We start from the raw sequence: 23,061 nt of genomic DNA on the forward strand, positions 1-23,061 counted from the left end.
CTAAGCGGCAAGACGCGAATGCCGCCCGCGCAAAAGAAGTGAGAGAGCGACAACCGTAAGGATCAAACCAGACCAACCTGCAACCTGCTGGTGCAGAAGGAACGCGCCTGAACCAAGCAGTGCCCCAAACAGCACACAACTACTCAGCACAAACCGAGTGATGAGAGCTTGCAGCGATTCAGACGCCTCCACCTCACAGCGACGCCTCCAACGACTCCAACCAGGACCGGGGGGTTGAACGCGCTGCACGAACCTCTCCAGCACCTCCGCAGACTCAGGGGGAGTGATCAGCATCACCACCACCCAAACCAAGGCCGTAATGGCAGTGGTGACCATCAATCTGAGTCCGTAGTCCGAGATTTGCAGAACGGGGACGACAGACGTGGCCAAACCAACAAAAAATCCACACACCATCGATGACAGCTCTGCTGCTGCATTGATTCGCCACCAGAACCAACGCAAGACCAGGACCACGCCAGGCCCAGTACCAATCGCGATCACCAATCGGAACACCGTGCCGATGCTGTCACTGATCAAAGCCGTTAAAACCCCTAACACCAATAGAAGAACGCTGGTGGCCTGCCCAACCAAAAGCAGCTCTTTCTGCGAGGCATTAGGCCGAACAAAACGTTGGTAGAGGTCATGGGTGAGATAGCTCGCACCCCAGTTCACAGATGTACTGACCGTGCTCATAAAGGCAGCTACTAGGGAGACCACCACCAGGCCAAGCACCACCGGTGGGAGGTAGGCCACCGCCAGGGCCGGATAACTCAATTCCCAGTCCGCCTGATCGGGCAGAAGCACCAGAGCCGCCAGCGCCACCACCACCCACAACCAGCTGCGAAGCAGGTAATTGACCACAAGAAACACCCAGCCCGCCAACCGCGCCTGACGTTCATCGCGAGTGGCAAGCATCCGTTGAATGAATTCACCACCGCCATCACTTCGCCGAAAACTCCACCACTGCACCGTGAGATAGGCCAAGAAGGTGGAAGCACTGATACCGGCCCCGCCAATCCAATCGAAGCCAGAGTCAGTCCAGCGCCAAGGGACAAGTGACAACACCTCGGGACGACCCAAATCGTTGAGGCTGGTGAGGAGAGCATCCATCCCCCCAGCGGCATGGATAGCAGCCCAAGCCACAGCCAGAGCCCCCACCATCGCCAAAATCAACTGCACAAAATCAGTGACCACAACGGCCCAAAGGCCACCGGCCACCGTGTACACGAGCACCAAAACAGCCACGATCATCAACAACAGCACCGTGTCCGGGAGACCTCCGAGGGCTGACACGGGCTGATCGGACACAATCCCTAGCGCTTGCACCACCTTTCGCATGGCCAAGAATGCATAGCCGATGCCGATGCAATTAATCGGGAGGGCGAGCAAAAAGGCTTTGATGCCCCGCAACCAAGCCGCCGTGGCTCCTCCATAGCGGAGTTCCGTAAAGGCAGCATCTGTCATTACGCCGCTGCGTCGCCAAAGGGGCGCAAACACCACCGCCATCGCCACATGAGCAAGACCGAACCCCCACCACTCCCAATTCGCCGCCAGCCCTCTGGTTCCGACTAAACCGGCGACGTACAGCGGTGTATCGATCGAGAAGGTGGTGGCAGCCATCGACGCGCCTGCCAACCAACCGCTCAAGCTGCGCCCAGCGACGAAATAGTCATCTTCCCCCTGATTGCGTCGAGCCAGCCAAAGCCCGAGGAACAGAGTTCCGATTAAATAAAAGACCAGCAACAACCAGTCAATCGGTGCCATCGGATCCAATCAAGTCTGCTTTCGCAGTCTCCTCTAAGACCGTCGATTGCGACGCAACTGGCCACAAGCTGCATCCTGATCCAAGCCGCGGCTCGCTCGCAGACTCACGGCAACGCCACGACGCTCCAGGACGCGCCGAAAGCCCTCAATCCTCTGAGTCGTTGGTCGCTGAAACTCCTCTTCCTCAATAGGGTTATAGGCAATCAGATTGACGTGACTCTGGAAACCACCCACCCGATCAGCGAGTTCGGATGCGTGGTGCGGATGATCATTGACCCCACCCAAGAGGATGTACTCAAAACTCACCCGCCGACCCGTTTTGTTGAGGTAGTAACGACAATCATCCAGAAGTGCGTCATAGGGATAGGCCTTAGCCGTAGGAATCAACTCCTCCCTCAATGCTTGGTTGGGTGCATGAAGACTGACAGCCAAGGTGAACTGAGCGCGCCCCAACTGTTTGAGCGCCAAATCAGCAAGACGAGGAAGGGTATGCGGCACTCCAACGGTGCTCACTGTGATCCGACGTTGACCAATGCCCAGATCATCATTAATGCAGCGAATGGACTCGAGCACAGCCTCAATGTTGAGCAAGGGTTCACCCATGCCCATAAACACCACATGGGTGGGACGACGCTCCATGACCTCTCGGATGCTGAGCACTTGGGCAACAATTTCATGGCCCGCTAATGAGCGTTGCAACCCCCCTTTACCAGTGGCGCAAAAACGACAGGCCATCGGGCAGCCGACCTGGCTCGACACACAAACCGTGAGGCGTTGATCGGTAGGGATCCCAACCGTTTCCAAGGTTTCGCCGTCCTCGGTGCCCAACAGCAATTTGGTGGTGGCATCAGCTGCCACCCGTCGCTCTTGCTCATGCAAACGACCCACTGAAACCCCCTCGTTTTGGAGGGATGCGCGCCAAGTCTTAGGAAGCACCGTGATGCCTTGAAGATCCCGCGCCCCTTTGGCGTAGAGCCAATCATGGAGCTGCCGGCCACGAAATGCTGGCTGGCCCTGGGCGACAGCCCAGTCTTCCAGCTCAGACTTACTTCGACCGAGAAGCGCGCTGATCACCAGATCAACAAGCCGTGACCGATTTTGAACTCCACAACCAACAAAGCGATGAAGCCGAGCATGGCGGCACGACCATTCAGCTTTTCAGTGTGGGTATGAAACCCAAAACGGGGAAGTTTCCGCTTGGGGATCAAAGACGGCTCAATCATGAGCGAAATCGATAAGAAGCAACAGTTTGAAGCGGCAAGGGCAGCTCATGCGAGCGAACGAATCATTCATCGCTGAGGAGACCCTGCTCCTGCAGATTCTCAACCGCAGCCGGGTCAAGGACTTGCTCCTCGGCAAGCTCGTTATCGGCATCTGGACGGGTAAAGGCAGCAAAGTTGCTGGCCTCTGCCTCAATCCCATGGCGGCTGCGAGTGGCCTCTAAATCTGCGGCGCTGGGATCGTCCAACAAAGCCGTCGATTTAGAGGCAGGAGCTGCCGGCATATCAACGGTGTAATCAGGGCGAAGATTCTGCATACGGCGGTATCCAGCAGGATCCTCCGAGAGGATATCGGGATGAGGACCGGCTTCCGCTCTCAACTCCTCTTCAAAACCACTGAAGCCCGTACCTGCAGGAATCAAGCGACCGATAATCACGTTTTCCTTGAGACCACGCAACCAATCGCTCTTGCCCTCAATCGCTGCTTCGGTGAGCACACGTGTGGTTTCTTGGAAGGAGGCCGCAGAGATGAAGCTGTCGGTGTTGAGCGATGCCTTGGTGATACCAAGCAAAACTGGTGTGAATTCCGCAGGCGCTCCACCCGTGATCGACATCGCCTGATTGGTGTTTTCCACCTGGCGAAGTTCGATCAACTCTCCGGGGAGAAGCGTGGTGTCACCGGCATCCTCGATCCGAACTTTGCTGGTCATCTGACGAACAATCACCTCGATGTGCTTGTCGTGAATCGACACTCCCTGCGACTTGTAAACGTTCTGGACTTCAGTCACAAGACGATGCTGAAGCTTCGCAATCGCTTCCTGAGCCGCATCCATTAAGGGCTTGCGGCTGCGCAGGTCTTCAAAGAAGCACTCAAGCAACTCATGGGGATTGATAGGCCCGTCTGTCAGAAGTTCGCCAGCATTCACCTGTTGACCATCACTCACCATCACGTTCCGACCAAGAAGAATCGGGTATTCAGCGATCGCATCGTCGGATTCGATCACGGTCACCGTGGTGAACTCATCGTCTTCACCCTGTTTGATGTCAACGGTTCCTGGTTTTTTGCACAGGATCGAAGACTCACGAGGACGTCTTGCCTCTAGCAACTCCTCAATACGAGGTAGACCCTGAACAATGTCACCTGTTTTCTGGCGTTCAAAGACCAGAAGAGCCAAGCCATCACCGCGCTGGACAAGATCTCCGTCGCGAACATGCAACAGCGAGTCGGGCGAAATCATGTAAGGGCGCCCCAAACGCATCGTGACGGAGTTGGCGCTCACCTGCTCAACCTCACCGCAACAATCAGAGGGCTGCCCCTCAGCCAGCTCTTCGCCGTCGACCACACGCTGTCCAACGGTGACGATTGGGGCTCCAGAGGTGTTGATCGTGATTGTGTCTTCAGGCCTTTCGACGATCAAGCGACGCACGGGCTCATCTTCTGTGGCTTCTGGCATCTCAGCCACACCAGCCTGCTTACAGAGAATCTGCGTGGTTGCAACAACATCACCGGCCTTAATGGACTGTCCGTCCTCCACCTGTAGTTCGGTGTGAGTGGAGCCATGGCTGGAGTCTGAGATGGTGTCACGACGCACCAAAATGCTTTCCAGAATCACAAGCTGGAGACGCTCAATCGTTTTAGCCCTCTTATCAGGAACCGCTTCCACATCAACAGTCATCTGTGGAGTGGTGTCGAATGTTTCCAACATCAATTGAGTTCGCAGTAACTCAACGCCCTCAACCGATTTGACCAATTCGTTGTCTTTGAAGGCCAAACGTTGTGTCGCCTTAATCCCTAGATGGGGTCCATTGGGCTGTTTGACATGACCCAAATCAGGAAGCTGGGCCTCATTTGGAATCGTGTACTCCTCGATAGGACGGAGCAGTAGGCCGGTGCCCTCAGGAGTTTCAACCGCCTGCACAAACACCATCGCGTCGGAGCTGATGCCCTTGGCGATCGCTTCGCCGGGGTTAACCATGACGCCATCGCCCTGGAAACGCTCGAGCGCCTTCTTCTCCGTGCAGAGATGGAAACTACCGCTACGAACAATAATCTCGCGAAGAATATCGTTCTTCTGAGTGACACTCACGATGCCTGCAGTCTGGCTGAAAATATCCTTCACCACTTCGGTTCCGGCTTCAATCCATTGACCATCAGTGATCATCAACAACGAAATATCTTTGTTGATTTCATGGGTTTCCTGAGGAATCCACAACAGGGTGCCGCCCTTATTGACCTCGTAACCATTTTTGGCAGATCGAGCCTTCTTAATCGCAAGCCCAGGAGCAAATTTGACCAATCCACCGGTTTGCGTTCGGAAGCGATCGTCAGCAAGCTCGGCAATCACTTCAGCATTACCAATTTTGCTTCCAGGAATGGTGTTAAGGCGATAACGCGTCCCATCCTTAGCTTCAAGGTTCCAAATCTCACCTGCGTGGGATGATTCGCCGAGAAGTTTGAAATCGCGAAGCGTCATGGAGGTGGTAACAATCTGCACCTCACGCGAATCCCCCAAGGCTTCGCGCAAGCGAATGGCACCGCCATACTCGCTGGCCTGACTGGCTTCAGCCAACACCTGAGCCTCGATGACGGACCCGCCAGACGACACAACAGGGCGCGCGTTTGGCGGCAAGTTGTACACATCACCGGCAAGAACCCACATCCGGCCAAGACGCTGAGCTTTGTGGGTGATGTTGCCCTGCCTGTCAGTCACCTCGCGGGGCTGAATGGTGGGGTCATAGCTGACCTGACCAGCCAGGTCGCAGATCACATCTTTAGTTGCTTTCTCAACGCTCTTCTGCACGGCACCAGCCGCAATGGTTGCCACTGTCACGTCAGAGGCAATCTTTTGACCGTCATCAACAAACAGAAGTGAACCATTCGTGATTTCGATCTTCTGTGACTTGCCACTTCCACTGGGCTTAATCGTGAGCGAAAAGTCCACATCAGACTGCTGTGCATTCACACCATGCGGTGTGCGATAAGGACGCACTTTCGCTTTCGATCCAAATTCAACAGTGCCTTCAAATTTTGAGCGCACCACTCCACTCTCAGCAGTTGACACACCACCGGTGTGGAACGTTCTCATGGTGAGCTGGGTACCAGGCTCGCCAATGGATTGAGCGGCGATGATTCCAACCGCTTCGCCCAAATCAACCAACTGATTATGGGCAAGGGCCCAGCCATAGCACTTGCGGCATACGGAACGATTCGCTTCACAGGTGAGCGGAGAACGAACCATCAGAGCGGAGACACCAGCAGCTTCAAAGCGTTTAGAGAGGGGTGGATCGATTTCCCTGTTGCGCTCAGCGATCACCTCACCATCAGCTCCAAGCACCTGATCAGCGGTCAATCGTCCAACCAGACGATTACCAAAACGACCGTCCTCCGCCTTAACCATGATCGAGCGCATGGTCCCGCAGTCGTCCTCACGAACAATCACATCTTGGGCGACGTCCACCAAACGGCGGGTGAGGTAGCCGGAGTCAGCCGTACGCAGTGCGGTATCCACCAATCCCTTACGGGCTCCGTAGGAAGAGATCACGTACTCCGTGACCGTGAGCCCCTCTCGGAAATTGGTGCGGATCGGAAGGTCAATGATCTCCCCTTGAGGGTTCGCCATCAAACCGCGCATGCCCACCAGCTGACGGACTTGGGACATGTTGCCCCGAGCCCCAGAGTTGGCCATCATCCAAACCGAGTTGAGTGGATCGTTGTCGTTGAAGTTCTTTTTGACAGCATCAACCAAGCGCTCGTTGGTCTCAGTCCAGGTATCGATCACCTTGGTGTGACGCTCAACCTCTGTAATGACACCAAGCCGATAGGACTCTTCGGTCTCAGTAATCAGTTCTTCAGCCTGATCGAGCAGATCTTTCTTCGCAGCGGGGACCTTCAGGTCGTTCACTGAAATCGACACAGCCGCCTGAGTGGCGTACTTGAAACCAAGGTCCTTGAGTTGATCTGCCATCGAGGCGGTGGCAGCCGTTCCGTGGTTCTTATAGGCCCATGCAACAAGTTCCTTCAGGACCTTTTTATCAACAACACGGTTACGGAATGGAGGCGGTGTTTTAGCAAGTGCACGGGACTTAGCAAAAGCTGCGGCTTCAGCCTTGGCAGCCTTGGCGGCCTTAGCAGACTTACGGGATTTGGAAGGAGTTGAGGTCATGACAGCGCTTGGAACAGAAGGGAAAGAAAAGCTTTGTAAGAGGGGCTTCAGGTGGCTGCCACTGCGTCGATGATCGTGTGATTCATCACCACACGTCCTACGGTCGTCAGGATGTAACGGCTAATCAGAGCGCCGTCTTCGTCAAAGCGGTCACGGCGGTAGGTCCACTGTTCAAAGCGCGTGCCGTCGCTAAGGGTCTCAGTGGTAATGGGCTCTTCACGCTCGTCTTCATCTTCAACCTCGCCGTTAAAGCGCACCCAAACCCAGTCATGCAGAGTGATTCGGTTGTCTTCAAAGGCGTGAATCACATCTTCAAGGCTGGAGTAGGTGCGGGATCGATCACCGAATTCAATCGGATGCATTTGGGGCTGCAGAGCCGTTAGGTAATAGGAACCCAACACCATGTCTTGGGATGGCGTGATGATTGGATCGCCCGTTGCTGGAGAGAGGATGTTGTTGCTCGCCAACATCAACATGCGCGCTTCCGTTTGTGCCTCAATTGCGAGTGGGACGTGTACGGCCATCTGGTCACCGTCGAAGTCAGCGTTGAACGCTGGACACACAAGGGGGTGAAGTTGTATCGCTCTGCCATCCACCAACTTGGGTTCAAAAGCTTGGATCCCTAGCCGGTGAAGAGTAGGGGCGCGATTCAGCATGATTGGGTGACCATCGATCACCTCCTGCAACACCTGCATCACCTCATCATCAGCTCGCTGAATCAGCTTTTTGGCTGCCTTGATGTTGTTAACGATGTTTTGACGAATCAGGCGATGGATCACAAACGGCTGGAAGAGCTCAATTGCCATCTCCTTAGGCAAACCACACTGATGCATCTTCAGCTTGGGTCCCACCACGATGACGGAACGACCGGAGTAATCAACACGCTTGCCAAGCAAGTTTTGGCGGAAACGACCCTGTTTGCCTTCGATAATGTCGCTCAGTGACTTAAGCGGACGATTATTAGCTCCAACAACAGTTCGACCGCGTCGACCATTATCGATTAGGGCATCAACCGCTTCTTGGAGCATCCGTTTTTCATTGCGGACAATGATTTCAGGAGCAAGAATTTCCTGAAGGCGGGCAAGACGGTTATTGCGATTAATGACCCTTCTGTAGAGGTCATTAAGGTCAGAGGTCGCAAAGCGGCCACCATCCAGCTGCACCATTGGGCGAAGATCTGGGGGAATAACCGGAATCGCGTCCAACACCATCCATTCGGGGCGGGCGTTGGTGGCGATGAAGTTATCGATCACCCGAAGGCGCTTAATCAACTTTGCGCGCTTCTGTCCCTTACTGCCAGCAATCTCTTCACGTAGTTGTTCAGCAACAGCATTAAGTTCGAGATCCTCAAGCAGCTGCTTCAGAGCCTCGGCGCCAATCCCAACGACGGGTTCATTCTCAATTTCTGAATCTTCTGCGTAAATCTCATCTTCAATTTCAAGCCACTCATCTTCCGTGAGCAATTGCTTGTACTTCAAGTCTTTGTGATCGCCCGCATCGAGCACCACATAACAGTTGAAATAAACGATCTGTTCAACATCCCGCAGAGGCATATCCAAAAGGATGGCCACATAACTGGGGATCCCTTTCAGATACCAAACATGAGAGACGGGGGCCGCCAACTTAATGAAGCCCATGCGGTGCCGACGCACTCGGCTCTCCGTGACCTCAACACCACACCGCTCACAAACAATCCCGCGGTGACGGACTCGCTTGTACTTACCGCAATGGCATTCCCAATCCTTAGAGGGACCAAAAATCTTTTCGCAGAACAAGCCGTCCATCTCGGGCTTGAGCGTGCGGTAGTTAATGGTTTCAGGCTTGGTCACTTCTCCAACCACCTGTCCATTCGGCAAGGTGCGCTGACCCCACTCCATCACCCGATCGGGTGATGCAAGTGTGATCTTGACGTAGTCGAAGTGGTTCTCTGTACGCAGATTGCTGTTGGTCATTGGCGTTTAAGAATGAAGGCGGTTGTGTCGTTTCGTTCGTTGATCCGTCAGTCCTCGTCGTAATCGGCGACGCCTAGGGACTCATAGGTGGGTCTGCTTGGGGTACTGCGGCGAGGATTCACGTCTTGCATCAGGTCCACTTCTTTGCCCTCGTCAGTGAATACAGCGATATCCAGACCAAGAGATTGGAGTTCGCGCATCAGCACCTTGAAGGACTCAGGTGTTCCCGGACGAGGAATCGGCTTACCTTTCACGATGGCGTTGAGAGCTTCGTTGCGTCCCTGCATGTCGTCCGACTTGACAGTGAGCAGCTCCTGCAACGTGTAGGCGGCTCCGTAGGCCTCAAGTGCCCACACCTCCATTTCACCCAAACGCTGTCCACCTTGCTGGGCTTTACCACCCAATGGCTGCTGAGTCACCAAGGAGTAAGGGCCAGTGGAGCGCGCATGGATCTTGTCGTCCACCAGGTGTACCAGCTTCAGGAAGTGGGAATATCCAACCGCCACAGGTTGGTCAAAAGGTTCGCCAGTTCGTCCATCGCGCAGTAATAGTTTTCCTGGATCTTCGGGGTTGTAGATCCAATCTTTTCCTGGCTGACTTGCCGCTTCCTTGAGGTAAGCCTGAACTGTTTGTTGCGACTTCTCAGGGCCATACATCTCGTCGAAGGGAACGATTTTGACGCGGCAATCGAGATTGGCAGCCGCCCAACCCATCAACAACTCAAAGACCTGCCCCACGTTCATGCGACTCGGCACACCCAAGGGGTTCAGACAGATGTCCACTGGAGTGCCATCAGGCAAGTACGGCATGTCTTCACGGGGAAGAATGCGACTGATAATGCCCTTGTTGCCGTGGCGACCAGCCATTTTGTCGCCGACCTGAATTTTGCGGCGCTGGGCCACATACACCCTCACCACCATGTTGGCGCCAGGGGGTAGCTCATCACCCTGTTCAGGGGTGTAAATCCTTACGTCGACGACACGGCCACGTTCGGTACTGGGTACGCGCAAAGAATTGTCTCGGACATCACGTGCTTTCTCGCCGAAAATTGCACGCAGCAGTTTTTCTTCGGGAGGCTGATCAGATTCACCTTTCGGAGTGACTTTGCCAACGAGAATGTCTCCACTCTCCACAAAGGCACCGATCCGAATAATCCCCATCTCATCGAGGTTACCGAGACTTTCTTCGGCAACGTTGGGGATTTCACGGGTGATCTCTTCAGGCCCTAATTTAGTCTGACGGGCCTCAATCTCATACTTCTCAATATGAACGGAAGTATAAAGATCATCATTAACCAAACGTTCACTCACAAGGATTGCATCCTCGTAGTTGTAACCCTCCCAAGGCATGTAGGCGATCAGAACATTCTGACCAAGAGCAATTTCTCCGCCCTCACAAGCTGAACCATCAGCAAGAACTTGCCCGATGATCACCGGATCACCCTGTCGAACGATAGGGCGTTGGTTCAGGCAGGTGTCTTGGTTAGAGCGCTGGTATTTCTGCAGAAAATGCGTGTGGTCGTAGCCCTCTTCATCTCGCACCACGATCGCCGTGGCATCAACGAAGGTCACGGTCCCGTTCACTCGTGAAATGGGGACCATGCCTGAGTCACGAGCCACCTGAGTTTCCAGGCCAGTCCCAACGAGAGGTCGCTCCGGACGGAGCAAAGGCACCGCCTGACGCTGCATGTTGGACCCCATCAAGGCACGGTTGGCATCGTCATGTTCCAGGAAAGGAATCAGTGACGTTGCCACTGAAATCACTTGCACCGGGGACAGCTGCACATAATCGACCTGCTCAGGCGGAACTTTTTCGAAGTCCTGCCTGTAGCGAACGGGGATTAGCTCAGCCAAGATTTGGCCATCTGCATCCGTGGCAACGTCACCGGGAGCAACGCGACACTCATCTTCGAGGTCCGCAGAGAGGTAAATCGGGTCTCCACTCTTTTGAACGACTCCGTTCTCGACTCTCCAGAACGGAGTCTCGATAAAGCCATATTCGTTGACTCGGGCATGGGTAGCCAAAGAGTTGATAAGACCAGCGTTCGGGCCTTCTGGGGTTTCAATCGGACAAAGTCGACCGTAATGAGAAGGGTGGATATCTCGAACAGCAAAGCCTGCGCGTTCACGGGTGAGGCCGCCTGGGCCAAGAGCCGAAATCCTGCGTTTGTGGGTGAGCTCAGCGAGGGGATTCGTCTGATCCATGAACTGGCTCAACTGGCTGGAGCCGAAGAACTCCTTAATCGCCGCCACAAGCGGCTTGGGATTCACCAATTGAGCAGGAGTGAGTGAGTCGGTTTCACCAACTGTCATCCGCTCCTTGATAATCCGCTCAAGCCGATTCAAGCCAACTCGAACCTGGTTCTGAAGAAGCTCTCCCACAGAGCGAACACGACGATTGCCCAGGTGGTCAATGTCGTCAAGACTTGCTCCACCAACATCAAGTTCGAGATTGATGAGGTAATCGAGGGTGGACAGGACATCCTCATGGGTGAGGGTGCGGACCGAATCGGGAATCGTGAGCCGAAGCTTTTTATTGATCTTGTAACGACCCACACGTCCTAGGTCGTAACGCTTGGGGTCAAAAAAGCGGGTCTGCAACAGCTGCTGGCCACCGCTCACAGAAGGTGGTTCACCTGGACGCAGCTTTTTGTAGAGCTCAAGGAGAGCCTGATCCTCTGAACTAATGCCCTCGTCGTTCGCGGCCTCGATCGATTTTTTGTAGTACTCGGGGTGCCTGAGCTTGTCGACAACATCGTTGTCGGACAGTCCCATCGCACGCATCAAAACGTGGGCATTGATTTTGCGTGTTTTGTCAACACGAACGTGGAGCAGGTCGTTTTTATCCGTCTCAAACTTCAACCAAGCTCCACGATTAGGGATCACGCTTGCGTTGTAAGTACGACGACCGTTTTTATCCTGCTCATCCTTGAAATAAACGCCAGGGCTACGAACAATCTGGTTGACGATGACCCGCTCAGCACCATTGATGATGAACGTTCCACGTTCAGTCATCAATGGAAGTTCTCCAATAAAAACTTCTTGCTCCTTAATCTCACCCGTTTCTTTATTGACCAAACGGCAAGTTACATACATCTGAGACGCGAAGGTCGCATCTCGACGTTTTGCCTCTTCAACATCATGCCGGGGACGCTTCAGCCGATACTCACTGCCGACGAAGTGCAGCTCCAGCTTGCCGGTGTAATCCGTAATGGGTGAGAAGCTCTCCAGCTCCTCGATCAGACCCTTATCCAGAAACCACTTAAAACTTGCCCGCTGCACCTCTACCAAATCGGGAAGGTAGGTGACGGTCTTGGCGACTTGAATCGCGCTGCTGCTCATGCGGAGACCTGCAGTTGAAAAGTGGGAACAAAGGCCTGAAGGATCGTCAAATCTTCAAAAATCCAAATCTCATCACCACAAGAAGAGGCAGCCATCCCAATCAAGGAACGACTGCCGTACTCCATGGCTCTAGAGGTTTTTGGTCTGAACAGATGACGTCGTCAATGAACCGGAAGGAAATGGACGCTTCTGGGGCCGAAAACACAGAAACTGCATCTTGGCCAGGCCGATTGAACATCGTACACTTCCACCTCCACTAAAGCAGCCTTTTTGTCAGGGAAGGGCGAACAAGCGTCTGGCATTCGCAGTGCTGGCATCCGCCACTTCCACCACAGTCTGCCCCCTCAGTTCAGCCACTCGCTCGGCAACTGATGCCACAAAAGCAGGTTCATTTCTCTTGCCGCGCCGGGGGACTGGGGCAAGGAATGGGCAATCAGTCTCAACAAGAAATCGGTCCTGAGGTACGTCTTTGGCGCAGATATGCGTGTCGACAGCTTTCGGGAAGGTGACCGTGCCACTGAAACTGATGTAGAAGCCAAAGTCGAGGAATGCGGCCATTTCAGATGGCGTCCCACCCCAACAATGCATCACTCCCCGCGGGCAATTGCCTCTGAGTTGTCTCTCTCGTAGTTCAGCCAGCATCGGTTCAGCTGCATCGCGGCAATGAACAATCACGGGTAGATCCAGCTCCACAGCGAGATCCAGTTGAGGCTTAAGCACGGACAACTGCTGATCGAGATTCTTGTCTCGAAACAGATCGAGGCCAAGCTCCCCGATCGCCACCACACGTGAATCGTCCTTGGCAGCAGCGCTTAAAACTTCAACGGTATCGGCAGCCCAATGTTCCGTATCGAGAGGATGCACTCCAACGGAGTAACGCATCTCAGGGAAACGGTCAGCTAACGAACGAATCGCCGGAATCTCCGAAGGCTCAACGCAGGCATGCAGCAAGGCAGTAACACCTGCCTCTCTCCATCGAAAAGCCACCTCATCAAGATCCTCCTCAAAATTGCGGAAAACGATGTGACAGTGACTGTCGATCAGGGTGGGTGTGGACATCAGATCAGGACCTGAAACGCGCCTTCAGGCCCATTGTGCCGGGGGGAGATCAACTAACGCTTGGCTCAATAGCGCGCTTGACGGCAGTACTCAAACGAGACTTTTGATGAGCTCCGGCATTGCGATGCATCACACCACGCTTGACCGCTTTATCAATTTTGCTGAATGCTGCATTCAGGCTGGTTGTCAGCGTGGTTTTAGCCTCATCTCCTGGGGCCTCGCTGTAGGCACTGCAGGCAGTGAAACAGCGCTTCATGAGAGTACGAAGCGCTGATTTATACGCTTTGTTCTGTAAGCGATTGCGCTCGCCGATCTCGACGCGCTTCTTCGATGACTTGTTATTGGCCACAGAGCCGGATTTCAGTTCAACAATCCGTGACCATAACCCACCGCCCTGCAAATCATCGAGCACATGCTTCAAGGGCCATTTAGTTTGAGGACGAACGTCAATCAGGAGATGACAGTGCTGAGCAATGAGCATCCGCCTGCCGGTCTCATGCGTTGCATCAGCACCGCGGCGCAAGCTGAACAAGAACTCGATCGGATCGCGACAAGAACAACCGGAGCGACCCAGCGAGAAGCGGAGCTACGGGTGCAAGAGATTTTGGAGCAGGTCAAAAGGGAGGGAGATCAAGCTCTCATAAGCCTCACAGAGAAATTTGATGGCTTCCGCCCAGAACCTCTTCGTATCGACCCAGGCCTACTGGAACAAGCCTGGAATGACACGCCAGCCAACCTTCGTGATGCCTTAGATCTCGCGCACAGACGCATCCAAGACTTTCACCAGCGGCAACGTCCCTCTGACCTCAGCGTTTCTGGTGTTCATGGAGAGCAGATCGGTCGCCGCTGGCGCCCAGTCCATGCAGCAGGCCTTTACATCCCAGGGGGCAGAGCTGCATACCCCAGCACAGTTTTGATGAATGCCGTGCCTGCAAAAGCTGCAGGCGTAAAGCGAATCGCGATGGTCACCCCTGCTGGGTCCAGCGGATTGATCAACACCACAGTTCTTGCAGCCGCTCACATTGCTGGGATCAGGGAGGTTTATCGAGTTGGCGGTGCACAAGCAATCGCAGCTCTTGCCTACGGAACAGAAACCGTCCAGAAGGTTGATGTCATCAGTGGACCAGGAAACCTTTTCGTGACGTTGGCCAAAAAATCGGTCTATGGCCAGGTAGGCATCGATTCTCTTGCAGGTCCAAGTGAAGTCTTGGTGATCGCCGACCAAACGGCCAAATCAGAGCAGGTGGCGGCCGACCTCCTCGCTCAGGCAGAACATGACCCACTGGCAGCAGCCATCCTGCTCACAACGGAAAAGGAGCTCTCTCGATCCGTCCCTGCAGAGATCGAACGTCAGTTGGCGTCCCATCCTCGCGAGAGCATTTGCCGGCAATCCTTAAGCCAATGGGGAGTGATTGTGACTTGCGACAGCCTTGAACAGTGCGCAAGTCTCAGCGATCGCTTCGCCCCAGAGCACCTGGAACTCCTTGTCGAGCGACCAAGAATGATGGCTGACCGCATCAACCACGCAGGTGCCATTTTTATTGGCCCATGGAGTCCAGAGGCGGTCGGAGACTACTTAGCCGGTCCTAACCACACACTCCCCACCTGCGGCGCCGCTCGGTTTAGCGGTGCCCTCAGCGTGGAGACGTTTATGAGTCACACCTCGCTCATCGAGTTCAACAAGGAAGCCCTTGATGCAACCGGGGTGGCTGTGGAGACCTTGGCCATCAGCGAAGGTCTCCACAGCCATGCCAATTCGGTACGGATCCGTCTTCAGTAAGCGGTCTTACACCACACGCTCAAGACTTCGGACTCCAGCAACGCCATCCTTGATTTCACCAACGAGAACTTCGTCAGCAAGGTTGACGAAGAGGCCGTTCTCCAAAACACCAGGAAGATTGTTGATCTCACGCTCGAGGGCAATCGGATCAGAGATTCCATCCTCAAATCGCACATCCAAAACAAGGTTGCCCTGGTCGGTCACCACTGGGCCAGCTTTACGGGTTGCCATACGCAATTCGGCAACTCCTCCCATTGCTTTGAGCTGGGATTGAACTTGCACCCATGCTCCTGGAAGCACTTCAACTGGGAGTAAGAAATCGAGATTTAAACGCTGAACAAGCTTTGTGGAATCAACCACGACAATGAAACGCTCTGCTCGGGCAGCAACAAGCTTTTCTTGTACATGGCAGGCACCGCCACCTTTGATCAACTGAAAGGAAGGATCCACTTCATCAGCACCATCAATCGCTAAATCAATGCGATCAATGGCGTTCAAAGCACGCAGAGGAATCCCCAACTCAGCGGCAAGCACCTCTCCTTGAAACGAGGTGGTCACGCCGACGATGTCATGGAGCTGACCTGCTGCAAGTCGTGCCCCGAGGCCTTGAATCATCAAAGCGGCAGTGGACCCAGAACCGAGGCCCACCACCATGCCGTCACGAATCTGCGCAACGGCCGCCTCCGCGACGGCTTGCTTCATTTGAGTTTGGAGATCCGACATCGATCAGCTGCTGAGGGCGAGACCGTAGCAAGAGCTCTCAGCTCATTCCTGGCAAAGGAGCCGGTTTCACCGACAGCTGCAGATCTCCCCCATTGCGAAGAACCTGCAACAGCAAGGGCTGATCAATTTCAGCTTGGTCCACCTGTTTCAACAAATCCTGAGGATCTCGAATGGTGTCGTCGCCAGCTTGAACAATGAGATCACCTCGTCTCAATCCAGCCCGTTGAGCAGGGCTATCGGGAAGAACTGATTGCACCAAGGCACCGGAGCGTTCAGGCAATTCAACGAGAGCATTGGGATCACGGTTATGGTCGCGCGCAATCCGAGCGGTGAGAGGAACAAGTTGGACGCCTAAGTAGGGATGTACAACCTCACCGTCCTTCTGGAGTTGATCAGCGACTCGGGAGGCCAAATTGATCGGGATCGCAAATCCCAATCCGGCCCCTGGACCAGAGCGAACCAGCGTGTTGATGCCAATCACTTCACCGGAAGCATTCACGAGCGGCCCGCCTGAATTACCAGGGTTAATGGCTGCATCGGTCTGAATCAGATCCAGACGCTTATCGGAAAAACCGAGGCTGCTGATATTGCGATGAAGACTGCTGACAATGCCCAACGTGACCGTTCGCTCCAAGCCAAAGGGAGTACCTAAAGCAATCGCCCAATCACCAACCTCCAAGGCCTCAGAGTCCCCCAAGGTTGCCGGGGAGGGAAGAGCTCGTCCAGACAGTCGGACCAGCGCGAGATCGGTGACCGGATCTTGACCAATCACTTCCCCGTCTCTCTGTTCCCCATCGGACAAGGTCACATTGACAGTGCTGACTTGATCAACAACGTGGGCATTGGTCAAAACCAGACCATGTCCATCGATCACAACCCCTGACCCCTGACCCCTCTGTCGCTCAGGGCCAATTCCATAGCCAGGTTCTCCCAGGAGATCACGCAGCAGAGGATCAATCAGATTCGGATCAAAAGGCTGCCGCTCGATCAAGCGTTCGGTGTCAATCCTTACGACCGACGGCGCCACATCCCGGACTGCATTGGCAACAAAGCTGTGCCCGTTGGCAGTAAAGGAGAGATCAGCAGCCTGAACGGGAAGGCTGCCAAAGCAAGACGTGACCAGAAGGGCTGTCAGGCAACAACAGCGAATGATTTGGAAAACCTTCATGCCGGCGGCCAAAGATCAGGAACACGTGGGGATTCTCACGCTAGTGGCCCCGCTCTGGAGAACGGAGCACCCGCATCGTTCAACTCACTTTCAGAGGAAGCACGGCATTAGTTTGATCAACTCTTTCATCTCCCCAGAGCCATGACCGTGCCGTCAAAAGCGCCACTTCGATGCGAGCTCTGTCAGATCGAGATCAACGAAAACGCTGATCAAGGAGACGAGGTTTTGTTCAGTCGTGGTGCCACTGGGAGCCGCAGCAAACTTTGGGCTCGCGTGTGTCAGTACCTCAAAACAGACGAACAAAAGACAGCTTGCATCAACCAAGACGCATCCCAACGAGGCACCGAAAAGCCTGGTGATCGCTACGAAGAAATCGCTCCTGTCGAAGCCGGAGGCGTCAAGGCTGAAAGCTGATCCCAATCGTGCATGATCAAATCCTTGATTGGCACACCTCCCAAGGTCGTGTCTATTAGTACCTCTAGGTACGTCATCAACTCACGATCATGCGCTTTTTTAAAGCGGCCGCTACCGGCCTGATCGCGCTCACAGCTGTTGGCCTTGTGGCCTGCCAAAAGTCTGCTCCCACGAGTGACACAGAGGCGTCAGGCCAAACAGGCAATGTGTTTGAGACCGGAAAGCTGAGAGCCGTCGTTGTGGACGATGTGCTTCCCATGGTTGACGAGAAAGATGGCAAATACGAAGGGCTTTCTTTCGTGGTGCTTAATGCCATCCGCGATCAGCTGAAATCAGCTCCAGAAAACAAGTCCGATGACATTGTGATCGAGCCTGTTTCCATCAAGTCTGCTCAGGATGGACTGAACAAAATTCGTTCCGGAGAAGCTGATATCGCTTGTGGCGTTGCCTTCACTTGGGAGAGACAAAGAACGCTTACCTACAGCTTGCCCTTCGCAACAAGCGGCACGCGTGTTTTAGCTCCCAAAGGGAATGACGGAACACCAGACAGCCTTAAAGGAAAAACAATTGGTGTCGTGAAAGACACGGCTGCAGCGGCAGTCCTGGCTAAATCCGTTGATGACGCCCAGTTCCAATTCTTCGCGACCCCTACAGAGGCTCTTGCAGGCCTTAAGGACGGAACAATTGAATTCCTCGGTGGGGACACCCTCTGGCTGAAAGCCAGTCGAGAGGCAACGGCTCCGGATGCTGATCTGGTCCCCACATTCCCTTACGCAAGATCCAGCGTCGGCTGTGTGATTGCGGACACCACTCCTCACCTACTGAATTACAGCAACTTGGCCATCGGTCAGATGCTGACCGCTTATGTGGACGACAACGAAGACGTACGCACAGCCGTCAACAAGTGGATTGGTCCTGATAGTCAGGTTGGGCTCAGCGAAAACATGATCGGCGATTTCTTCACCATCGTGCTCGCAACGACAGCTGAATTATCCAAAGGCTCCTGAGCCCATATTCCTAAAAGCGTTCAAATTTCACGTCACTCATGAACAAAACAACCCTCCTCAGCATCGCTGCAATTCTCGCGTCAAGCTCTGTCCTGACAGACGCCTCGCACTCAGCTGTTCTCAGCGAGCCCGATCTAGGGAATGCTCTGGAACAGCGCATTGAGAAGCTCTCGAGTGACACTTGGGAGCGATTAGGAGTCAGTCATCACAACGATGGCCAGACCATTGCTCGAGCATGGGGCAATGGCAACGGCCGCGCCTGGGGCAACGGTGGTGGCCGTGGACGTGCCTTTGGCAACGGGGGCGGAAGGGGCTTCGCCAATGGCTATCGCGCAGGTTTCGCCAATTGGTAAACCACGCTGATTACGGACCCATCGGCCTCTTGGTGATTCAGGCCACATCGCTCTGCAACCTTGATTGCAGTTACTGCTACTTGCCTGATCGCCAGAAACGACGGATCTTTGATCTCAATCAATTACCTGTTTTGCTGAACAGGGTGTATGAGAGCCCCTTTTGGGGCCCTCAGCTTTCAATCCTCTGGCATGCTGGCGAACCACTGACGCTGCCTTGCAGCTTTTACGACGAGGCAAGTGCCATCGTGCGTGAGCAAACAGCTGAGCTGCAGGAGCAAGGGGTTCAGATTGAGCAGCATGTGCAAACCAATGCGACGTTGATCAACGACGCCTGGTGTGAATGCTTTCAGCGCAATCAAATTGTTGTAGGTGTGAGCGTTGACGGGCCAGAAGAGATCCATGATTCCCATCGCCGTTTTCGCAATGGCATTGGATCTCATGCTCTAACAATGCGTGGCATTCGAAAACTTCAAGATCACGCGATTCCTATCCATGCGATCGCTGTACTCACGAGTGCGGCCATCGAAGATCCAGAGAGGATGTACTCCTTTTTCCGTGACAATGGAATTCAGGATCTCGGCTTCAATGTCGAAGAGCAAGAAGGTATTAACGCCAGCTCTTCCATGCAGGGACTAAGCCGAGAAAAGCAATATCACAACTTCTTAAAATGTTTTTGGGAGTGCAATCAAAGGGACGGTTTTCCGATTCGCCTGCGTGAATTCGATCAAATCACTGAGATGATGGCCAGTGGGCAAAGACTGCTTCAGAACGAAATGAATCGCCCATATTCGATCTTGAGTGTGGATTCAGCAGGCAATTTTTCCACTTTTGATCCTGAACTCCTCTCCGTGGAAACCAAGAAATATGGATTGTTCAATTTAGGAAATATTCGTGATCAATCCCTCGTCGGTGCCGCTGAAACCGAGACATTTCGCCAATTGCTTCAAGACATGACCATTGGGACAACGCTTTGCCGTGATCAATGTGACTACTACGGCTTCTGCGGCGGCGGAACTGGAAGCAACAAGTACTGGGAGCATGGAACCTTGGCCTCTAGTGAAACCTGTGCCTGCCGTTTTTCAACCCAAATCCCAGTGAACGTTCTTCTCGAACAAATTGAAACCCAGGGTGTAAAAACACCTTAACTATTTCAATAGCAAATATGTTTTCACTCACACGCAAAAGCCATCGATCTGCATCAGCTATCGGCGTCGTCGTAGCTTGCTCATCGCTCATTTTTGCTCACGCACCAGTTGCTCACGCAGGTTGCACATTCCTCATGCCAATCGGTGGCAATGGCGATGGTCCTAAGCCCTACATCGTCAAAAAGAGAGTTCAACGCAACAAAGCATTGCTAGGTCGTACGAACTGGAATACCGACTTTGTCGTGAACCAACCTTTTGCCTCTTACAAACTCTTCTTCACAGCAGACTCGACGGATAGCAACCCTGGCTCTTATCCAATCGAAGCCTTTCTGAAATTTTCGGACGGCAGCAATTTAAGAGTTGTCAAAGAATTCATGAAGCCACCAACAGGAACCGGAGCTCAGTTCGGTCCATTCCAGACTCCTCAGGGGAAAGCTGTTAGCCAGGTGAACTTCAAAGTTGGTGCTGGCAACGATCCTGGAGCAACCGGATTCAGTTACCGCATTTCGGTACAGGGTTGCGACTGATGCATGAAAGGTCAATCAACTACATTGTTGTTTGGCCTGGTGAGTTCCTCTCTCCGGGAGGGTGATCGCAGCATCAACCATCGGGCCAATGCCCGACTCTCCCTCCGATTGTTCTTGCCCCATCCTCTGCTCCCAGATCTAAAGGAATTGGCCTCTGCCATAGCCGTAGACCACGGGTTCGAGCTGGCTGATTTGCAGGTCCTAGCCCACATGCAACCCATGACGGTGCTGATCCAAATTCGCCGTTCCAGCGGAGACGATGTGACCTTGGATGATTGTGCTGCTTTCAGTGCACCGATGGGAGAAGCCCTGGAAAAGGCTGCTGTTCTCAACGAGGCTTATGTCCTGGAGATCAGTAGTCCAGGGATCGGAGAACATCTTCAATCGGATCGCGATTTCCAGACTTTTCGTCGCTATCCGGTCGACGTGATTCACCGTGACGCTGAGGGGACTGAAAAGAAACATTCCGGGACCCTTTTAGAGCGAACGGAAGACCACATCAAGATCAGTATTCACGGGCGAATTAAACAGATCTCGCGGGACTCCGTGATTTCTGTTGAGCTCACTAGTCCTACTGGCTGACCCCTCCAAGCCTCTTCCAACCTCACTCTCCTCCAAGACTTTCATTCCCGTCCTCGATGGCTCTCGTCCTTCTCCCCGGCCTCAGCAACCTGATCGAAGACATCAGCGAGGAAAAGAAACTCGCCCCTCAGGTCGTTGAGGCTGCCTTACGGGAAGCACTTTTAAAAGGCTATGAGCGCTATCGGCGCACCCTTTATTTAGGGATTAGTGAAGATCCTTTCGATGAAGAATATTTCAGCAATTTTGATGTCGCCCTCGATTTAGACGAAGAGGGCTATCGGGTTCTCGCCAGCAAAATCATTGTTGATGAGGTTGAAAGCGAAGACCACCAAATCGCCTTGGCCGAGGTCATGCAAGTGGCTGAAGACGCCCAGGCCGGCGACACTGTCGTACTCGATGTCACTCCCGAGAAAGAGGATTTCGGTCGCATGGCAGCTGCCACGACCAAACAAGTTTTGGCTCAGAAGCTGCGCGATCAACAGCGACGGATGATCCAAGAGGAATTTGCTGATCTCGAAGATCCAGTCCTGACTGCTCGCGTGATTCGATTCGAGCGTCAATCGATCATCATGGCCGTGAGTTCGGGTCTTGGCCGTCCCGAGGTCGAAGCTGAATTGCCCAGGCGCGATCAGCTCCCCAACGACAACTACCGCGCCAACGCCACCTTCAAAGTCTTTCTTAAAGAGGTCAGCGAAGTGCCTCGCCGTGGACCTCAACTCTTTGTGAGTCGAGCCAATGCAGGGCTGGTGGTTTATCTCTTCGAAAATGAAGTTCCTGAGATCCAAGAGGGCTCGGTACGCATCGTTGCCGTTGCCCGTGAAGCCAATCCACCATCGAGATCGGTCGGGCCTCGGACCAAGGTGGCTGTCGACAGCATCGAGAGAGAGGTCGATCCTGTTGGAGCGTGCATCGGAGCCCGGGGATCACGCATTCAACAAGTCGTGAATGAACTCCGTGGCGAAAAAATTGATGTCATCCGCTGGTCCCAAGACCCCAGCCAGTACATCGCCAACTCGCTGAGTCCAGCTCGCGTCGAAGTTGTGCGTCTTGTTGATCCCGAAGGGCAACATGCCCATGTGTTGGTGCCGCCCGATCAACTCAGTCTTGCCATCGGTCGAGAAGGTCAGAATGTTCGTCTTGCAGCTCGATTAACGGGTTGGAAAATTGACATCAAGAACTCAACGGAATACGACCAAACCGCAGAGGATGCTGTTGTTGCTGAGCTCATCTCCCAAAGGGAAGAGGAAGAAGCCCTTCAACGTGAAGCGGAAGAGCGCTTAGCCGTTGAACAGGCAGCCAGGGCCGAGGAAGATGCTCGACTTCGTGAGCTGTATCCGCTTCCCGAAGACGAGGAGGGATACACCGAAGATGGAGAGTATTACGAGGATGCTGAAGCAGCGGTCGAGGAACCCGTGGCCGAAGCCGTAGAGGAGTCAGTCGAAACAGCTGAGACCGAATTGCAAGCTGAAGATCAGATCACAGAACAACCTGAACAACTGGACGACGAGCTCGATTCTGAGGATGCCCCCAGCACAAGCGATGAAGAGGAAGGAGCCCGGTGAACGTTTCGCGCCCCGTCCTCCGTCGCTGTGTCGCCTGCCGTCAGCTGCTCGATCGCAGCATGCTTTTGCGAGTGATTCGTGACCATCAGGAAGGGGTCCTCCTCGATCAGGGAATGGGCCGATCGGCCTACCTCTGCCCGACTGAGGCCTGTTTTGAAGAGGCACGCCGCCGCAAAAGGCTTCAGAAATCCCTGCGTTGCCAGGTTCCTGAAGACGTAATGACGGCGCTGCAAGAGCGGCTCACCGAACCTCGGGTTGCAGCCGCTGAGGCAAGATGAACATTGGCACCACGTGTGTGGAG

General features: G+C 54.0%; 19 protein-coding genes. 9 read left to right on the plus strand and 10 right to left on the minus strand.

Annotated features, from left to right (window positions below; translation table 11 throughout):
- The 8 genes from SIC18_RS00165 to rpsT form a co-directional block, all read right to left on the minus strand.
- Complete coding sequence (locus tag SIC18_RS00165) at positions 1–1,764, minus strand: sodium:solute symporter family protein (RefSeq protein WP_048347182.1); 1,764 nt, start codon at positions 1,762–1,764, stop codon at positions 1–3.
- A gap of 33 nt (positions 1,765–1,797) precedes the next feature.
- Positions 1,798–2,838, minus strand: coding sequence for a 23S rRNA (adenine(2503)-C(2))-methyltransferase RlmN (gene rlmN, locus SIC18_RS00170; protein ID WP_048347183.1), 1,041 nt, complete (start codon positions 2,836–2,838; stop codon positions 1,798–1,800).
- Positions 2,835–2,987 carry a high light inducible protein gene (locus tag SIC18_RS00175; protein ID WP_006854361.1) on the minus strand — a complete coding sequence of 51 codons (153 nt, stop codon included), beginning with the start codon at positions 2,985–2,987 and terminating at the stop codon, positions 2,835–2,837. Before SIC18_RS00175 ends, rlmN begins: the two co-directional genes overlap by 4 nt.
- A 62-nt stretch (positions 2,988–3,049) precedes the next feature.
- Positions 3,050–7,147 carry a DNA-directed RNA polymerase subunit beta' gene (locus SIC18_RS00180; RefSeq protein ID WP_413429877.1) on the minus strand — a complete coding sequence of 1,366 codons (4,098 nt, stop codon included), beginning with the start codon at positions 7,145–7,147 and terminating at the stop codon, positions 3,050–3,052.
- Between the two features lie 47 nt (positions 7,148–7,194).
- On the minus strand, positions 7,195–9,099 hold the full coding sequence (locus SIC18_RS00185; RefSeq protein WP_250395196.1) for a DNA-directed RNA polymerase subunit gamma: 1,905 nt from the start codon (positions 9,097–9,099) through the stop codon (positions 7,195–7,197).
- A gap of 47 nt (positions 9,100–9,146) precedes the next feature.
- On the minus strand, positions 9,147–12,440 hold the full coding sequence (rpoB, locus tag SIC18_RS00190; protein WP_413429878.1) for a DNA-directed RNA polymerase subunit beta: 3,294 nt from the start codon (positions 12,438–12,440) through the stop codon (positions 9,147–9,149).
- Positions 12,441–12,713: 273 nt separating this feature from the next.
- The gene (locus tag SIC18_RS00195; protein WP_250395197.1) at positions 12,714–13,499 is read right to left on the minus strand and encodes a TatD family hydrolase; all 786 of its coding nucleotides are present in this window, start codon (positions 13,497–13,499) and stop codon (positions 12,714–12,716) included.
- 49 nt (positions 13,500–13,548) lie between these two features.
- Entirely contained in the window at positions 13,549–13,848 is a 300-nt protein-coding gene (rpsT, locus tag SIC18_RS00200) for a 30S ribosomal protein S20 (protein ID WP_048348307.1), read from the minus strand.
- A 108-nt stretch (positions 13,849–13,956) separates the two neighbouring features.
- On the opposite strand from rpsT, the gene hisD reads away from it, so the two are divergent.
- Positions 13,957–15,279 carry a histidinol dehydrogenase gene (gene hisD, locus SIC18_RS00205; RefSeq protein WP_371190308.1) on the plus strand — a complete coding sequence of 441 codons (1,323 nt, stop codon included), beginning with the start codon at positions 13,957–13,959 and terminating at the stop codon, positions 15,277–15,279.
- A gap of 6 nt (positions 15,280–15,285) precedes the next feature.
- Here hisD and rpiA read toward each other — a convergent pair whose 3' ends face one another.
- On the minus strand, positions 15,286–16,002 hold the full coding sequence (gene rpiA / locus SIC18_RS00210) for a ribose-5-phosphate isomerase RpiA (protein WP_048347187.1): 717 nt from the start codon (positions 16,000–16,002) through the stop codon (positions 15,286–15,288).
- Between the two features lie 37 nt (positions 16,003–16,039).
- Positions 16,040–17,170 carry a trypsin-like peptidase domain-containing protein gene (locus SIC18_RS00215; protein WP_048347188.1) on the minus strand — a complete coding sequence of 377 codons (1,131 nt, stop codon included), beginning with the start codon at positions 17,168–17,170 and terminating at the stop codon, positions 16,040–16,042.
- Between the two features lie 141 nt (positions 17,171–17,311).
- Between SIC18_RS00215 and SIC18_RS00220 the strand changes: the two genes are divergently transcribed.
- From SIC18_RS00220 to SIC18_RS00255, 8 genes are all read left to right on the plus strand, one after another.
- Entirely contained in the window at positions 17,312–17,584 is a 273-nt protein-coding gene (locus tag SIC18_RS00220) for a hypothetical protein (protein WP_048347189.1), read from the plus strand.
- Positions 17,585–17,673: 89 nt separating this feature from the next.
- Positions 17,674–18,591 (plus strand): extracellular substrate binding-like orphan protein GrrP, encoded by a 918-nt coding sequence (grrP, locus tag SIC18_RS00225; RefSeq protein ID WP_048347190.1) that lies wholly within the window; start codon positions 17,674–17,676, stop codon positions 18,589–18,591.
- 38 nt (positions 18,592–18,629) lie between these two features.
- Complete coding sequence (gene grrA, locus SIC18_RS00230; protein ID WP_048347191.1) at positions 18,630–18,944, plus strand: GrrA/OscA1 family cyclophane-containing rSAM-modified RiPP; 315 nt, start codon at positions 18,630–18,632, stop codon at positions 18,942–18,944.
- On the plus strand, positions 18,938–20,089 hold the full coding sequence (gene grrM, locus SIC18_RS00235) for a cyclophane-forming radical SAM/SPASM peptide maturase GrrM/OscB (RefSeq protein WP_048347192.1): 1,152 nt from the start codon (positions 18,938–18,940) through the stop codon (positions 20,087–20,089). The genes grrA and grrM overlap by 7 nt, the downstream gene beginning before the upstream one ends.
- A 17-nt stretch (positions 20,090–20,106) precedes the next feature.
- Positions 20,107–20,616 (plus strand): hypothetical protein, encoded by a 510-nt coding sequence (locus SIC18_RS00240; RefSeq protein WP_250395642.1) that lies wholly within the window; start codon positions 20,107–20,109, stop codon positions 20,614–20,616.
- A 114-nt stretch (positions 20,617–20,730) separates the two neighbouring features.
- Positions 20,731–21,198 carry a ribosome maturation factor RimP gene (gene rimP, locus SIC18_RS00245; protein WP_413430591.1) on the plus strand — a complete coding sequence of 156 codons (468 nt, stop codon included), beginning with the start codon at positions 20,731–20,733 and terminating at the stop codon, positions 21,196–21,198.
- A gap of 56 nt (positions 21,199–21,254) precedes the next feature.
- Positions 21,255–22,760, plus strand: a complete 1,506-nt coding sequence (gene nusA / locus SIC18_RS00250) for a transcription termination factor NusA (protein ID WP_250395643.1) — start codon at positions 21,255–21,257, stop codon at positions 22,758–22,760.
- Positions 22,757–23,038, plus strand: a complete 282-nt coding sequence (locus tag SIC18_RS00255; RefSeq protein WP_048347195.1) for a YlxR family protein — start codon at positions 22,757–22,759, stop codon at positions 23,036–23,038. Before nusA ends, SIC18_RS00255 begins: the two co-directional genes overlap by 4 nt.
- Positions 23,039–23,061 lie beyond the last annotated feature (23 nt).

This window comes from Synechococcus sp. Cu2B8-bc1011, assembly GCF_047302735.1.
Taxonomy (GTDB): domain Bacteria; phylum Cyanobacteriota; class Cyanobacteriia; order PCC-6307; family Cyanobiaceae; genus Synechococcus_C.

Excerpts from the sequence above, each read along its gene's own strand:
- SIC18_RS00165 (WP_048347182.1), bottom strand. The coding sequence starts at position 1,764 with ATGGCACCGATTGACTGGTTGTTGCTGGTCTTTTATTTAATCGGAACT.
- SIC18_RS00175 (WP_006854361.1), bottom strand. The coding sequence starts at position 2,987 with ATGATTGAGCCGTCTTTGATCCCCAAGCGGAAACTTCCCCGTTTTGGG.
- SIC18_RS00180 (WP_413429877.1), bottom strand. The coding sequence starts at position 7,147 with ATGACCTCAACTCCTTCCAAATCCCGTAAGTCTGCTAAGGCCGCCAAG.
- SIC18_RS00185 (WP_250395196.1), bottom strand. The coding sequence starts at position 9,099 with ATGACCAACAGCAATCTGCGTACAGAGAACCACTTCGACTACGTCAAG.
- rpoB (WP_413429878.1), bottom strand. The coding sequence starts at position 12,440 with ATGAGCAGCAGCGCGATTCAAGTCGCCAAGACCGTCACCTACCTTCCC.
- SIC18_RS00195 (WP_250395197.1), bottom strand. The coding sequence starts at position 13,499 with ATGTCCACACCCACCCTGATCGACAGTCACTGTCACATCGTTTTCCGC.
- hisD (WP_371190308.1), top strand. The coding sequence starts at position 13,957 with ATGACAGTGCTGAGCAATGAGCATCCGCCTGCCGGTCTCATGCGTTGC.
- rpiA (WP_048347187.1), bottom strand. The coding sequence starts at position 16,002 with ATGTCGGATCTCCAAACTCAAATGAAGCAAGCCGTCGCGGAGGCGGCC.
- SIC18_RS00215 (WP_048347188.1), bottom strand. The coding sequence starts at position 17,170 with ATGAAGGTTTTCCAAATCATTCGCTGTTGTTGCCTGACAGCCCTTCTG.
- SIC18_RS00220 (WP_048347189.1), top strand. The coding sequence starts at position 17,312 with ATGACCGTGCCGTCAAAAGCGCCACTTCGATGCGAGCTCTGTCAGATC.
- grrP (WP_048347190.1), top strand. The coding sequence starts at position 17,674 with ATGCGCTTTTTTAAAGCGGCCGCTACCGGCCTGATCGCGCTCACAGCT.
- grrA (WP_048347191.1), top strand. The coding sequence starts at position 18,630 with ATGAACAAAACAACCCTCCTCAGCATCGCTGCAATTCTCGCGTCAAGC.
- SIC18_RS00240 (WP_250395642.1), top strand. The coding sequence starts at position 20,107 with ATGTTTTCACTCACACGCAAAAGCCATCGATCTGCATCAGCTATCGGC.
- nusA (WP_250395643.1), top strand. The coding sequence starts at position 21,255 with ATGGCTCTCGTCCTTCTCCCCGGCCTCAGCAACCTGATCGAAGACATC.